This window comes from Bacillus cereus group sp. BfR-BA-01316 (assembly GCF_022664195.1).
Lineage (GTDB): Bacteria > Bacillota > Bacilli > Bacillales > Bacillaceae_G > Bacillus_A.
In genome coordinates this window covers 23,144-38,563 of sequence record NZ_JAKUGX010000013.1, presented here as the reverse complement: position 1 = coordinate 38,563, position 15,420 = coordinate 23,144, and the positions used below count along the sequence as shown (strand labels likewise).

Sequence of the window (15,420 nt, the reverse complement as noted above, 5' to 3'; positions counted from 1 at the left end):
AAATAAAATAACAAACAGTGACTTGGAACTTTGTTATACAGAGTGTTAAAAAGTTTGATATAGAGAAGTAGCTATGTTAGTATATGATATTTAGTGCGAATATAATAAAGTGATATAGCTATAAAAATAATGAAAGTGAATTACATAATAGTAACGGGATAATTTTACCGTTGTCGACCTATAGAAGATGCGATAAAATAAACTATTGCAGAGAGGTGAAATACATGGATAAACAATTAGCAAATGCAATTTTGGATCAGCTGAAAAATGGTGAAATAAAGGAGTATGTTGCGACGAAAGATGTATTTTATACGTTCAGGGAAGTTGTTGTAAATCGAGAAGATTTTAAACATATTATCGGGAACGCACAGCGCGGTGGACAGGTAATTTATACATATTCAGAAACACCACGTTCATAAATAGAAGATAAAGGAGAGGAGAATTATGGGAGATTTTAAACAAGGCATATTGCCACATTGGGATTATATGTGGAAAGATAGAGCTGGGAATAGGTTTATGGGAATGGTTATGTATCCAGAGAAACGAAAATGTTCAGCAAAAATGCTTCAGAAAATAAAAAGAGCATATGAGCAAGCAGTAGAAATTAAAGTAACTGTACAAGTTCAACATACATATCAGTACGTAGAAGGAATGATCGTATACTTTGATGAAGAAGCACCTGTATGTACAATGATTGATAAAGATGAGAATCCACATCATATATTTGTAAAAGACATTTTGCGTATTGAGCACCCTGAATAATTTTTTTCATAAATAAATTGAAGTTCCATAATAATAATCTTTTTCTATAATAGTTATCTTTTAGTATGTAACGAGGAACGAAAGAGTATGTATAATATTTAATAAAGTAAAATTGATAAATGTAATCGTTTTTTGGAACAGATTATCGTTTAAGGTCTGTTCTTTTTTGCGTGATGCTGGAGAAATATATTACTCCAGCATTTACTGTTTTATGACAAAAAATATTGTTAACTTTTTTTAAAATAAGGTTAAATTCGTTGACAACTTTTTTGAAAAGCACTTTATTGACATGAGTTTTAGAATGTTGTTTCATAGTCTTTGTATTGAAAAAAATCGACGGTCATGTCGAAAAGTAAAAGTTAAAAAAAGAAAGAATTTATACATATATCTTGTGTCTTATTTTGAAACGTAATACAATATATAGAGAAATCAAGAAACGACATACAGAGAATATAGATTGGAGAGGGAGGGTCGGAAATGTTAGTTGCATATGATTCTATGACAGGAAACGTGAAGCGTTTCATCCACAAATTAAATATGCCGGCCGTTCAAATTGAAGAAGCTCTAGTATTAGATGAAGACTTTATTCTTATTACGTATACAACAGGTTTTGGCAATGTACCGGAACGTGTTTTAGACTTTTTAGAGCGCAATAATGAAAAATTAAAAGGCGTATCTGCAAGTGGCAATCGTAATTGGGGAGACATGTTTGGTGCAAGTGCTGACAAAATTTCTACTAAATATGAAGTGCCTATTGTATCAAAATTTGAGTTATCTGGAACAAATAATGATGTAGAATATTTTAAAGAAAGGGTGCGGGAGATTGCGACACATTGAACTGAATAATGAAATCACGCAAATGCAGGACGGTTTTTATCAGCTTCATAAAGATAAAGAGGCATTAGAAGTCTTTATGGAAGAAGCTAGAGAGAATACCGTTCATTTTAATAGCGTGGCAGAGCGAATGGAGTATATGAAAGAACATGATTACTATTACAACGTTCTGGACGAGTATAGCTTGGAGGAAGTAGAAGGAGTTTATAACATCGCTTATGGTGAAAACTTCGAGTTCCAATCTTATATGGCAGCATCTAAGTTCTATAAAGATTATGCGTTAAAAACGAATGATCAAAAACAATACTTAGAAAGCTATGAAGATCGTGTAGCAATTGTTTCATTATACTTAGGACGCGGTGATGTTGCGAAGGCAAAACACTTCGCAAGCATGATTGTAAAACAAAACTACCAACCAGCGACACCAACCTTTTTAAATGCGGGAAGAAGTAGAAGAGGAGAAATGGTGTCTTGTTTCTTGTTAGAGATGGATGATAGCTTAAATTCAATCGGCTTTAACATTAATACTGCAATGCAATTATCGAAAATCGGTGGTGGAGTAGCTTTAAACTTATCTAAGCTACGCGCACGTGGTGAGCAAATTAAAGGTATTGATAACGCCGCAAGTGGTGTAGTACCTGTTATGAAATTACTTGAAGATTCGTTTTCATATGCGAATCAACTTGGCCAACGAAAAGGTGCCGGCGCTGTATACTTAAACATTTTCCATTGGGATATTATTGAATTCCTTGATACCAAAAAAATAAATGCCGATGAGAAGAGCCGTATTCAGTCTCTATCAATCGGAATTATCGTTCCAAGTAAGTTCTTTGAGCTTGCTGAGAAAAACGAACCTTTCCATGTTTTCGCACCTTATACAGTATTTAAAGAGTACGGAAAACATTTAGATGATATAGATATCGACGAAATGTACGATGAATTAATGAGCAATCCGAAAGTGAAGAAGAAGCCACTAGATATTAGTGCGCGTGATATGCTTATTAAAATTGCTATGATTCAGCTTGAGTCTGGTTACCCATACTTAATGTTTAAATCAAATGCAAATAACCAACATCCACTGAAGGATATTGGAACTGTGAAGATGTCGAACTTGTGTTAAATATGTAGCACCTTCTAGTAGAAATGCTAGTCGAAAACTCCGTTAAACGGGGAAAGCCTCAAGTTTGAGGTAACCTACCGTGCTAAATCTTATCTTAGAATGAAAATATAAAAGTTCAGAATGTATCTTATTATTTTGTATAGCAGAGTTATTGAACAACATAAAGTAATAAGAGACTTTCTGAAAGATTAAGATAAGTAAAAGCCTAACGACTATCCCATTTGGGAGTAGAGCGCAAGCGATTGGCGCTCGAAAAGCGGAGCACCTAACCAGGTAATGCTGTAGGTGATGATATAGTCTGTCCTGTATGGTGACATACAGCAGTTGCATGAGCAACGGACTGAGGAGTAGCGAACTCGGTTGAACATTCGAGACAGAAATCTTCCAGCTACAAGAAACTTCTGAAATAAATGATTACGGTACAGAAGACATTATCCGTCGTGATATTAACTGTAACTTAGGATCGTTAAATATCGTAAACGTAATGGAAAATAAAGAAATTCGTGAAGCAGTTCATGCGGGAATGGAAGCTTTAACAGCTGTTTCTGATATGACAATCATTCCGAATGCCCCAACTGTGAAAAAAGCAAATGATGAGCTTCATTCAGTTGGACTTGGAGCAATGAACTTACATGGATATTTAGCAAAAAATAAAATCGCTTATGAAAGTGCTGAAGCGAAAGAATTCGCTCGTACATTCTTTATGATGTTAAATTACTACTCAATCGAGAAAAGTATGGAGATTGCTAAAGAAAAAGGCGAAACATTTAAAGACTTCGATAAGTCTGATTATGCAAACGGCACGTACTTTGAAAAGTATGAAACGACAGATTACAGCCCAGTAACTGAAAAAGTTCAGCAATTATTTGAAGGAATTCATATTCCAACAAAAGAAGATTGGACAGGTTTAAAAGAGCAAGTACAGAAGAATGGTTTATACAACTCATATCGTCTTGCAATCGCTCCGACACAATCGATCAGTTACGTTCAAAATGCAACTTCAAGCGTAATGCCAATCGTAAGTCAAATTGAATCAAGAACGTATGCAAATGCGACAACATATTATCCAATGCCATATTTATCAAAAGATACGTTCTGGTACTATAAATCTTCTTACGATATGAATCAGTTTAAATTAATTGATTTAATCGCAGAAGTTCAAGAACATATTGACCAAGGAATTAGTACCATTCTTTATGTTAATAGTGATATTTCAACACGTGAGTTAGCACGTTACTACATTTATGCACATAAAAAAGGCTTGAAGAGTCTTTATTATACGAGAACACGTAAATTAAGCGTGGAAGAGTGCGTGGCTTGTACCGTTTAATATAAAAAGTGAGACATTATGAGCAGGGTTTTTCTGAACCCTGCTCATGCTTAGTTATCAATTTTTTATGTTTATTTAGAGAAGGGGCGATTTAATGCGTGCGGTAAACTGGAACAAAAAAGAAGATGATTTTAGTTTAATGTTTTGGAAGCAAAACATCGCTCAGTTTTGGACAGAAGAAGAAATCGCAGTGTCTTCTGACAAAAATACTTGGGCACAATTATCAAAAGAAGAGCAAATTGCGTATAAGCGTGTATTAGGTGGTTTAACACTTTTAGATACGAAACAAGGCGGCGAAGGGATGCCTCTTGTACTTGTTCATCTTGAAAATTTACAAGCGAAAAGTGTATTAGCTTTCATGGGCGCTATGGAAGAAGTACATGCGAAGAGTTACAGTCATATTTTCACAACGTTAGCTACTGAAGAAGAAATTGATGATATTTTTGAATGGGTAGATAACCATCCATTACTTGAGAAAAAAGCTGGTATTGTTACTAGTTACTATCGTCGTTTATTAAAGCCTGAAGTAACGAAAAAAGAGTTATACATGGCAATGGTAGCAAGTGTGTTCTTAGAAAGTTACTTATTCTATAGTGGATTCTTCTATCCACTTTACTTAGCAGGTCAAGGTAAATTGACGGCAAGTGGTGAGATTATTAACTTAATAATTCGTGACGAGTCCATTCACGGCGTATTCGTCGGTATTTTAGCACAACAAATCTTCGCGGAACTTTCTGCAGAAGAGCAACAAGAAGTACAAACGAAAACGCAAGAGTTATTAATGGAACTGTATGAAATTGAATTGGCATATACAGAAGAAATTTACACTTCTATAGGTCTTGTAGAGGATGTAAATCGTTTCGTTCGTTACAATGCGAATAAAGGACTTATGAACTTAGGGCTTGAGCCGAAGTTTGAAGAAGAAGAAATTAATCCAATCGTTTTAAATGGTTTACGTACAGATACGAAAAACCATGACTTCTTCTCTGTAAAAGGAAATGGTTACGTAAAAGCAACGAATGTTGAAAAGTTAGCAGACGATGACTTCGTATTCAATTTTTAATATAGTGTTATAGAAAAAGCTGTCTTTATAGAAAAGACAGCTTTTTTGCTATGAATAGTTTACATAATGTTATTATTTCATGGAAATATTTTGATCTTGTAAAAGCCCAATTTTTGAGGAAGTGGGAATAAAAAACAAGGATTAAAGTTTTATTTTTCATATTTAGTCGTATGAGAGATTGAATAACTTATGTCAAAATGAATAAAAAATGAGAAGAAATGAGGCCTCATTCCACCTATATGTTCTTTTTCGGATTGAATTTTTTAATTACAGAAGTTTTGGCTCGGAAATTGCATGAATATTTAAAAATAAAAGGAGATTGTAATAGTTGGTGTGGTGTATACAGTTATTTGAAAGCGTTTCCTTTTTACTGTCAATTTTTAAATGGAAATTAGATAGAGAAAGTAGGGGGAATGATAGGTGGGAAAAGTAGTTGGTTTAAAACGTTCGTTAGGGCTGTGGTCAATTGTTATGCTAGGGGTCGGGTATATGACACCGATGGTTGGATTTGATACTTTTGGAATCGTTTCGGAAAAAACAGGTGGGCATGTTCCAGGAGCTTATCTGATTGCATTAGCAGGGATGTTGTTTACCGCTGCAAGCTACGGCAAAATGGTAAAGGTTTTTCCTACCGCAGGATCAGCTTATACGTATACACAGAAAACAATTAGTGCAAGGCTTGGATTTCTTGTTGGATGGTCCGCGTTATTGGATTATTTGTTTCTACCGATGGTGAACGCACTATTAACGAGAATTTATTTGTCAGCATTTTTTCCAAGTGTTCCTAATTGGATATGGGTAATTGGTTTTATTCTACTGATTACACTTATAAATATTATTAGCGTAAATGTTACTGCTAACTTCAATACGTTTTTAGTAATATTTCAAGTGCTAGTAATGGCCATATTTGTCTTTCTAGTTATAAAAGGTTTATTAGCGGGAGAGGGAACAGGAGAAGTTTTTTCCATTCAGCCGTTTTTTCAATCAGATATACAAATATCACCGTTAGTTGCAGGTGCGACAATTCTTTGTTTTTCATTTTTAGGTTTTGATGCAGTAACTACATTTTCGGAAGAGACACCAAACGCGAAGAAGACAATTCCTCGAGCTATTTTTCTTACTGCTTTAATCGGTGGAGTTTTATTCATTACAACTACGTATTTTACACAATCTTTCTTTCCAGATACATCTGTATTTAAAGATAAAGAATCAGCGTCTCCAGAAATTGCGCTATATGTTGGCGGAAAACTATTTCAAGCTTTCTTTTTAGTAGGAACGCTTATGGGGACACTTGCGTCTGGTTTAGCTTCCCATACAAGTGTATCTAGATTATTGTATGTTATGGGGCGAGATAATGTAATTCCGAAGAAAATATTCGGATACATTCATCCTCGCTGGCGAACTCCAGTATATAACATCGTTATTGTAGGGGTTATTTCACTCTCTGCTATATTCATTGATTTAGAAACGGCAGCATCACTTATTAATTTTGGAGCGCTTATTGCATTTACATTTGTTAATTTATCTGTAATTTCCTACTATGTAATTAAGAAAAAAAGATATAAAACGATAAAAGACTGTTTAAATTTCTTAGTTATGCCTATTTTAGGTGCTGGTACTGTAGCAGTACTATGGTTTAACCTCAATATTCATTCACTTATTCTCGGTATTTGCTGGGCTGCTATTGGAATGGGATACCTTTTATATATTACAAATATGTTTCGTTCAGCCCCTCCGCAAATGCATTTTGAAGAAGTACAGGAAATGTAAAAAGAAAAAGACATCGGATAAATTACGATGTCTTTTTCTTTTTATTTGATAATCATGCAGTATTGCATAAGTTATTCAAAGATTCATAAGGAAGAGGGGCAAGTCTAGGGAGTATGGCTGATAAAAGATGATCAATATAGTATTTTCATTTGGCACAATTATTGCTTTGTACAATTAGTAAAAATATAAAAGCGGGGTGTTATGGTCGTAATCCAAGCAGAAAACAAATACAGTTGAACTTGAAAATCATTTCACTGAAGGTGGTTGCGCAATTGTAGGAATATTACGTCTAATATGCTAGTTGCATTTTTAACCTAAAGGAGGGCTCAAATGAAACTGGATATTTTATTAGAAGAAGTGGAGAGACAACCAATCGGTTATTATTGTATTTTGTCGAAAAGTCATCGTTACGATATAGCTGTTACGTATTCACAACAGTTTCTTGGAAAAGCAATGGTTACCTCTATTCAAAATGGGAGAATGATTTTATTAAGTCAAGAAGATACTGTAGAGGAACAATATTGGGCACCAAGGTTAGGAATTGAGATAGAAGGCATAGAAGAGTTTCAAAGCTTTTTCTATATGATTCTTCAGTCACAAAGGTTAGAAGAACAATATTAATAGAAAAAAAGAAGGGGATGATTGATTATGTACTATGATATTATTACGAGTCCATGCTATGGAATAATTGAAAAAGTGTCTATTGTTAAGGATTCTCGAGTTTATGAATGGGAGCCATTATTTTCGATTAAAGATATGAATGGTAAACTGGAAGTAATTAAGATGGGATGTAGCGGAGAAGTTCAATCTTTAGAAGTAGAGGCAGGAGATAAAGTAATTCCAGGTATGGTATTAGCTTATATTCAAGAAGACCTTTTCGTTAGTGGTAGTGATTAATGATAGAACAATGAGGAAGATGGAGGTGCTCATCTTCCTTTTTTTTATCCCGCTATTTGTGGACAGTAAGACTCCCACCTCAAAAGTCGGCGAATGCGAGGGGGTTAGGTGGGAGATCGACTGCCCGTAAAAGCCCGATTGGTGAGGGATGATAATCAGTGGGGGCTGGACAAAACCCCCCACTGATTAAAGTTTCGCTGTATTAAATAAAGGAAAAAGATTATTATCAGATTAATTAAAAAACTCTGTATTTAATGATACAATACAAATTAAGTATCCCAAAGGAGGAATAGCAGAATGTTTTCCATTGCTCGTAATAAAATTAGACCCATTGTTTCTCTACCTATCGATCAATCCGAAAAGGAATGGAATATAGATGTTGAAAATATAAAAGAACCTTTTCTATTTTTAAAAAGAGGAGAGAAATTATTTGCATACGTTCATGTCAAGGATCTGCTATCAAACAGTAAGGAATTAAATTCCAAGGCATTGCTTTCAAATGCAGTTTCGCTAGATACAATATGTTATTTTAGTAAAAATATTTCTTTAACAGCTCTTTTTCAAATTATTGGAGCGCCGATTGCCATAGTGAAAAATGAAATGGATGAGTTAATAGGATATATAAGAAGAGAAGATATTTTTGCAGAACTATTTAAACAAGAAAATCAGAGTGTTGATATATTGAAAATTATTTTAACGTCTATTCCAATGGGGATTTTTGTAGTGGACCGTGAAAAGAAAATTGTAAATTGCAATGAATCTGGTTTGAAGATGATTAAATCTACACCTGAAAAAGTGATGAATGTACCAGCAGAACAAATTTTTAATGAAGAATATATTAATAGCGTATTTGCAACGGGAAAGACAATTTTGAATCAATTACAAATCACAAATGAGATGGGTGTATTAGTTGACTACAGTCCTATTCCAAACTTTGATCAAAGCATTGAAGGAATGGTTATTATCGTACAAGATTTGCCGATGGTTGAGGATATGGCGATGGAAATTGAATATATAAAGGATTTAAATAAAGATTTACATGCAATCTTGTCTAGTATTTATGATGAAATATTAGTTGTTAATCATAAAGGGGAATTAATTCGTTACAGTGAAACCGTTATCAATGATTTCTGGGGGAGTAATTTGAAAGATCTTTTAGGAAAAAATCTTTTAGACTTAGAAAAGAAAGGGTTATTTAGTCCATCTGTTACACGATTAGTGCTGGAACAACAAAAAAAGGTATCAGTTGTACAAGAAACAAAAAGCGGAAGAAAAATATTAGCGGTTGGAAATCCTGTATTTAATGAAAACGGAGAGCTTCATCGCATTATTATTGCCTCAAGAGATATTACAGAAGCAACGAGATTGAAGACGGAATTACATGAAATAAAGAAGATATCAGAGCAATATAAGAAGGAATTAGATGACTTTAAAAATAAAGATCGTTTTCTTAAGAAGCTTATTTATTGTAGTCCGAAAATGGAGCAAATTATTAACCAAGCTAAAAAAATAGCAGATTTTTCTTCCAACGTTCTTATTTCTGGAGAATCGGGCGTCGGGAAGGAAGTAATCGCTCAAGCAATTCATCAACTTGGAAATCGATCTTCAAAGCCATTTTTAAAATTAAACTGTGGTGCAATTCCAGAAACTTTGCTAGAAAGTGAACTATTTGGTTATACGAAAGGTGCCTTTACAGGGGCGGATAAAAATGGAAAAGAAGGTTATTTTAAGCGGGCTGATCAAGGTATTTTATTTTTAGATGAAATTGGAGAAATGCCTTTACATTTGCAAGTGAAATTACTTAGAGTCCTACAAGAACAAGAGGTAATTCCTATCGGAAGTACAATACCTACGAAAATAAATGTGCAAATCATTGCTGCTACAAATAAGAGTCTTGAAAAGATGGTAGAGGCAGGAACGTTCCGTGAAGACTTATTTTATCGCTTAAATGTAATTCCATTGGAAGTTCCTCCTCTACGAGAGAGAATGGAAGATGTTCCAGTACTTGCCTTTCATTTTTTACAACAGTTAAATGAAAAATATAATAAAAATTATCATCTAACTCCGGATGCACTTAACTTACTAGAGTTTTATTCATGGCCAGGAAATGTACGTGAATTACAAAATATGATTGAACGTTTAGTAGTATCAGCAGACGATCCAGTAATTGAAGCTGAGTTTGTTAGTAAGTTTTTAACCCCCGGTTATGACTTTAAAAAATCAAAACCAGTTATTACGAGAGTATTACCGTTACAAGAAGCACTACATTCTGTAGAAGAACAATTGATTTTACTTGCAATGAAGCAGTATAAAACAACGACTAAGGCAGCAAAAGCTCTTGGCATCAGCCAATCTTCAGTGAGTCGAAAATATCAAAGAATTGTTAGTGAAAAAGAAATACCAACTGATATAATCTCTTATTTCTAAAAAAGGAGAAAGTCACATAGACTTCTCTTTTTTGTGTGCGCTCAGCATATACATATTCTCTAGGATTCAAGTCCCGAGTGGTGAAGGCGGGAGCGGAAATGATTAACGTTCCGTTTTATGCAAAATGGAATAGTGTATGCGAGAGTGCATAAATTGTTTATTGTTTTTAAGGAAATAGTCAGTTTATGTATGATTCCTTTGCATTTTAAATATTGGCATGAAAATTGCTTATAAATATATAAACGATCGATGAAGGGGGATTCAATATAGTGCTAGATTTAAAAATGTATGTAAACGGTGAATGGAGAGAGTCTAGTAATCAAGAGAAAAGAACGATTATTAACCCTGCGAATGGAAAGGGTATAGCATATGCACCTGAGGGAACAATTGAGGATGCAAAATACGCGATCGAAGTGGCAAGAGCGGCTTTCGATAGTGGAATTTGGTCAGAAACATCCACTGCTGAAAGGGCATCATATTTATTTAAAATAGCAGATGAAATTGATAAAAATATGGAAGAGTTAGTGTATCTTGAAACAATGGATAATGGAAAAACATACCGTGAGGCAGAAGGAGATATTGGAGATGCAGCGGCTTGTTTTCGCTATTACGCCGGATTGATTACAAAACCAGATGGTCAAACATATCATGTAGCCGATCCAATGCAAGCAATGGTTGTAAGAGAGCCAGTTGGTGTTTGTGGATTAATTGTTCCATGGAACTATCCGTTACTGATGAGTGTATGGAAAATTGCACCTGCTTTAGCAGCTGGAAATACAATTGTGTTTAAACCTTCTGAAGTGACACCAATCACTGTGACAAAGCTATTCGAAATCCTTGAAAAAGTAGGGCTACCAAAAGGTGTTGCCAATATGGTAATGGGTGCCGGTCCAATAGTAGGAAATGAAATTGCAGCGAGTCATAAAGTGGATATGATTTCCTTTACAGGTGGAACAAAAACAGGTAAGCACATTATGAGAACAGCGGCAGATAATATGAAAAAGATTTCGTTAGAACTTGGAGGGAAATCTCCAAATATTATTTTTGCAGATGCAGATTTTGAGACCGCTATTGATTATGCCCTATTCGGTATTTATGCAGGTAGCGGACAAGTATGTTCAGCAGGATCAAGAATCCTTGTAGAAGAAAATATTTATGATAAATTTGTTAATAGTTTTGTAGAGCGAGCACAGCAAATTAACGTTGGGCCTGGTGATAATCCAGAATCAGAAATGGGGCCACTTGTAAGTCAAGAACATATGGAAAAAGTATTACGTTATATTGAAATTGGGAAAGACGAAGGTGCAAACGTTGCTTGCGGAGGTAGACGAATAATGGAGGATGGAAAAGGTGATGGTTTCTTTATTGAACCAACAGTCTTTGTCAATGTAAAACCTGATATGCGCATTGTCCAGGAAGAAATCTTCGGTCCTGTTGTAGTAATTCAAAAGTTTAAAGACGAACAGGAAGCAATTGAGTTGGCAAACGGTACGGACTATGGCTTGGCTGGAGGGGTATTTACAGTTGATGGTGCAAAAGCAATGCGTGTGATTCGTAAACTTCGCGCAGGAATTACGTGGATTAATAGTTATCATCCAACATATAATGAGGCACCTTGGGGCGGATATAAGCAAAGCGGTATTGGACGTAGCCTAGGAACGTTTGGTTTAGAAGAATTTCAAGAAATTAAGCAGATTAATATAAATCTAGAAGTAGAACCAATAGGTTGGTTTGCAAATAAAAAAAACGTAGGGGTGAATTAGATGGAAACGAACGTGAAAAATAAATTGAATGAGAAAGATAAAAAAGATTCAAATATAAATGAGTATATTACGAAAGTACTACAGTTAATTGAAAAAGAAAAGGTTACTGAAGAAGAGGCAAACTGGATTCAAAAAGAAACAGTAGATGGATTTAGAGAGCATGTAAACCCTGGTTTTCTTGCTTATAGAAAAACAGTAACAAAAGATGGACAATTTGCAGCAGTAGAATGGTCAGATGAAGGATCTTGTTTCATGGATATTAATGGTAAAAGATATATTGACTGTTTAGGTGGATTTGGAATTTACAATGTTGGTCACCGTAATCCGAAAGTAGTAAAAGCTGTGACAGATCAATTAAAGCGTCAAGCATTGCACAGTCAGGATTTACTTGATCCACTTCGAGCGATTCTTGCAAAGATTTTAGCGGATATTACACCTGGTGATTTGAAATACTCCTTCTTTACAAATAGTGGAACAGAAAGCGTAGAGGCAGCATTAAAACTAGCAAAAATGTATAGTGAACGAACAACATTCATTGCTACAACTCGTGCTTTCCATGGTAAGAGCCTTGGTTCTTTATCTGGGACGGCAAAAGGAATGTTCCGTAAGCCATTCTTACCATTAATTCCGGGTTTCCGTCATGTTCCATTTGGCGATATTGATATGATGAGAAAAACATTTGAGACATGTGCATTAGTGGGAGAAGATGTTGCAGCAGTTATTTTAGAACCAATTCAAGGAGAGGGCGGTATTATTTTACCTCCAGAAAATTATTTGAAACAAGTGCGAGAGCTTTGTGATGAGTTTGGATCACTCCTTATTTTTGATGAAGTACAAACTGGAATGGGACGTACAGGAAAAATGTTTGCTGCAGAATTATATGATGTTGTGCCGGATATTATTTGTCTTGCGAAAGCGTTTGGTGGAGGGGTAATGCCAGCGGGAGCTATTGTTGCGAAAGAAACAGTATTCAAAAGTTGGTTTGAAAATCCATTTATGCATACAACAACATTTGGAGGAAATCCTCTTGCATGTGCTGCTGCAATTGCAACAATCCATGTATTATTGGAAGAGAAATTACCGGAACGAGCTATGGAAGTTGGGGAGTATTTCTTAAAGGGATTGAAACAAGTAGCAGAAGGACAAGAAGATAAAATCTTTGAAATTCGTGGTCAAGGTTTAATGATTGGGATTGAATTCCATAAAGACGAGATTGGTTATGAAGTGTCAAAGGCGATGTTTGATCAAGGAATTCTTGTTGCGGGAACATTAATTAACTCAAAAACAATTCGTATTGAACCATCCCTTACAATTAGTTATGAAGAAGTAGATACAGTTATTAATACGTTTAAATCTGTGCTAACTCAAGTAAAAGTAAAATAAATTTCGCAAAAGGTTATATGTGAATTCAAACGATTGAAACTATAATTAGAATAGATTTACCTGTATTTTATTACAGGAAGGCAGTGTAACGAAAAGTTACACTGCCTTTTTATTACATTTTACGTTGTAAGTATTTACATATAATTTGTCTTAGTGTACTATTTAACTAAAACACTAAGACAGGAGGGGAGAAATGAAAATCGAGTTTTCTCCAAACACACCAATTTACATTCAAGTAATGGAATACATAAAAAAGGAAATTGTAACAGGACATTTATTGTCAGGTGATAAAATTCCCTCCGTACGTGAATTAGCGAGTGAATTGCAAGTAAATCCAAATACGATTCAACGTACATTTCAAGAGCTAGAACGGGATGGAGTTGTTGTAACACGTAGAGGAATGGGGCGATATGTAACGAATGAAGGGGAGAAAATTATGGAGCTGCGAAAAGATATGGCGAAAGAATTACTTCATTCTTTTATAGATGGAATGGACAATTTAGGTTTTTCAGAAGAAGAAATTCTTTCAATTCTTCGTTTTTCATTACATGAGAAAAGGGAGGAGAATGAATGACTGAGCTATTAAAAATAGAAAATCTATGGAAGCGATACGGATTGAAAGCAGTAATCCGGGAATTAAACATAGAGATTACAGAAGGAAAAATCGTTGGGCTTGTTGGAGATAACGGGAGCGGGAAAACGACGTTATTGAAAATGATTGCAGGCTTGCAGCATCCTTCTGAAGGCAGCATTACAATTAGCGGTAAAAAAGTTGGGTTAGAGACGAAAGAAATCGTTTCTTTTATGTCTGATAAGCCGGTATTTGATGATTGGATGACTGTAAAAGATGCTTTATTTTTCTATCGGGATTTTTATAAAGAATTTGATATTCAAAAAGCGGTAGATACGATAGTTGAATTTAAAATACCGCTAGAAGAAAGAATTATAGTATTATCAAAAGGAATGATTGAGAAGCTGCAAATTATATTAACATTTTCACGAAAAGCTAAGTTGTATGTTTTAGACGAACCACTCGGTGGTATAGATCTTGTTTCTAGAGAACATGTATTGGAACTTATCCTTAAATTTTACAGAGAAGATTGCACAATGCTTATCTCAACTCATTTAATAGAAGAAATCGAGAATATATTTGATGAAGTGATTTTTTTGAAAGATGGAGAAATGATTTTGTATGAAAATGTAGAAGAACTACGATTTCAAAGAGGTAAAGCGGTACATGAGCTGTTTAAGGAGGCCTATGAGAAATGAGTCAGCTTTTTCGATATTTGTTTAATTGTAATAAGAAGAAGATAGCAATTATTTACTTTGGCTTTATAACTATTTCACTAATTCTTTTATTTAATATGAAGGGAGTTTCAGGAGTTAGAATTTCAGGGAGGCAAGATATAATAATTATTATATTTTTGATTGTACTATGTATATCTGGATTTGCAATTCTTCTAACAGGTATATCGTCTTTTCGGAAAATGCTAAAAAATTCTATGCTTCGTTATACTTCTATTTCAGCACAAAAGTATATATGTGCAAATATTTTATTTTGTGTACTACTCTTTATGATTTTGCTAGGAATAGGAATCATTTTTCTATATTATTTTTCTTTAAATATTTACAAAGAAAAAACAGACTTAGGTGTCCAGCAAGCAATCCACAGTTTATATGATTATGGAATATTACAGCATATGATATCTATTTGCTTATGGGGACTAGATTTTGTTAATATGCTAGTTTCTGTTTATTTCATTATAGTAATTGTGAAATTACTCAATATAAAATCATCAATGAGTAAGGTCATTTGTGTAGTCTTATTCATCGCTTTTAGCGCATTTTATTTGGGAGTAATGTATATCTTTCAGCAAATAGAAAAGTATGTGTTTGCTATAAATAATATTGGATTTATAGATCAAAACGGCTTTTTAAATATATCATTCTATTCTGGTACAGAGATTACAGTTTTAAATCTATGTTTTAATTGTTTATTAACAATTATATTATTAATAGTTACAGGTCGCATCATCGACAAAAAGCTAGAAGTTTAAAGGAGGAATCACAA

General features: G+C 34.3%; 14 protein-coding genes and 1 pseudogene. All 15 read left to right on the top strand.

Going from position 1 to position 15,420, the window contains the following annotated elements; translation table 11 throughout:
• Positions 1-224 precede the first annotated feature (224 nt).
• The 15 genes and pseudogenes from MR071_RS12425 to MR071_RS12355 all read left to right on the top strand — a co-directional run bounded on the left by MR071_RS12425 (position 225) and on the right by MR071_RS12355 (position 15,406).
• Positions 225-419, top strand: a complete 195-nt coding sequence (locus MR071_RS12425) for a hypothetical protein (RefSeq protein ID WP_002149609.1) — start codon at positions 225-227, stop codon at positions 417-419.
• Between the two features lie 25 nt (positions 420-444).
• Positions 445-762: a hypothetical protein gene (locus MR071_RS12420; protein ID WP_105584137.1), complete on the top strand. Its 318-nt coding sequence runs from the start codon at positions 445-447 to the stop codon at positions 760-762.
• A 477-nt stretch (positions 763-1,239) separates the two neighbouring features.
• Positions 1,240-1,599 (top strand): class Ib ribonucleoside-diphosphate reductase assembly flavoprotein NrdI, encoded by a 360-nt coding sequence (gene nrdI / locus MR071_RS12415; RefSeq protein WP_105584136.1) that lies wholly within the window; start codon positions 1,240-1,242, stop codon positions 1,597-1,599.
• Positions 1,586-2,713, top strand: a pseudogene (locus tag MR071_RS12410) (ribonucleotide reductase N-terminal alpha domain-containing protein); the annotation flags it as partial. The gene nrdI and the pseudogene MR071_RS12410, both read left to right, overlap by 14 nt.
• Before the next feature lie 382 nt (positions 2,714-3,095).
• On the top strand, positions 3,096-4,046 hold the full coding sequence (locus tag MR071_RS12405) for a ribonucleotide reductase large subunit (RefSeq protein WP_308727541.1): 951 nt from the start codon (positions 3,096-3,098) through the stop codon (positions 4,044-4,046).
• A 94-nt stretch (positions 4,047-4,140) separates the two neighbouring features.
• Positions 4,141-5,109 carry a class 1b ribonucleoside-diphosphate reductase subunit beta gene (gene nrdF, locus MR071_RS12400; protein WP_070141409.1) on the top strand — a complete coding sequence of 323 codons (969 nt, stop codon included), beginning with the start codon at positions 4,141-4,143 and terminating at the stop codon, positions 5,107-5,109.
• A gap of 420 nt (positions 5,110-5,529) precedes the next feature.
• Positions 5,530-6,879: an APC family permease gene (locus MR071_RS12395; RefSeq protein WP_242236220.1), complete on the top strand. Its 1,350-nt coding sequence runs from the start codon at positions 5,530-5,532 to the stop codon at positions 6,877-6,879.
• A gap of 330 nt (positions 6,880-7,209) precedes the next feature.
• Complete coding sequence (locus MR071_RS12390) at positions 7,210-7,500, top strand: SAV0927 family protein (RefSeq protein WP_242236218.1); 291 nt, start codon at positions 7,210-7,212, stop codon at positions 7,498-7,500.
• 27 nt (positions 7,501-7,527) lie between these two features.
• Positions 7,528-7,776, top strand: coding sequence for a biotin/lipoyl attachment domain-containing protein (locus tag MR071_RS12385; protein WP_105584133.1), 249 nt, complete (start codon positions 7,528-7,530; stop codon positions 7,774-7,776).
• Between the two features lie 297 nt (positions 7,777-8,073).
• Complete coding sequence (locus MR071_RS12380; protein ID WP_105584132.1) at positions 8,074-10,203, top strand: sigma 54-interacting transcriptional regulator; 2,130 nt, start codon at positions 8,074-8,076, stop codon at positions 10,201-10,203.
• Positions 10,204-10,472: 269 nt separating this feature from the next.
• Entirely contained in the window at positions 10,473-11,966 is a 1,494-nt protein-coding gene (locus MR071_RS12375) for an aldehyde dehydrogenase family protein (protein ID WP_242236216.1), read from the top strand.
• Positions 11,967-13,349, top strand: coding sequence for a putrescine aminotransferase (locus tag MR071_RS12370; protein WP_105584130.1), 1,383 nt, complete (start codon positions 11,967-11,969; stop codon positions 13,347-13,349).
• Positions 13,350-13,542: 193 nt separating this feature from the next.
• The gene (locus MR071_RS12365) at positions 13,543-13,923 is read left to right on the top strand and encodes a GntR family transcriptional regulator (RefSeq protein WP_242236214.1); all 381 of its coding nucleotides are present in this window, start codon (positions 13,543-13,545) and stop codon (positions 13,921-13,923) included.
• Positions 13,920-14,618 (top strand): ABC transporter ATP-binding protein, encoded by a 699-nt coding sequence (locus tag MR071_RS12360; RefSeq protein ID WP_242236212.1) that lies wholly within the window; start codon positions 13,920-13,922, stop codon positions 14,616-14,618. The genes MR071_RS12365 and MR071_RS12360 overlap by 4 nt, the downstream gene beginning before the upstream one ends.
• Positions 14,615-15,406, top strand: coding sequence for an ABC transporter permease (locus tag MR071_RS12355; RefSeq protein ID WP_242236210.1), 792 nt, complete (start codon positions 14,615-14,617; stop codon positions 15,404-15,406). The genes MR071_RS12360 and MR071_RS12355 overlap by 4 nt, the downstream gene beginning before the upstream one ends.
• Positions 15,407-15,420: the final 14 nt, after the last annotated feature.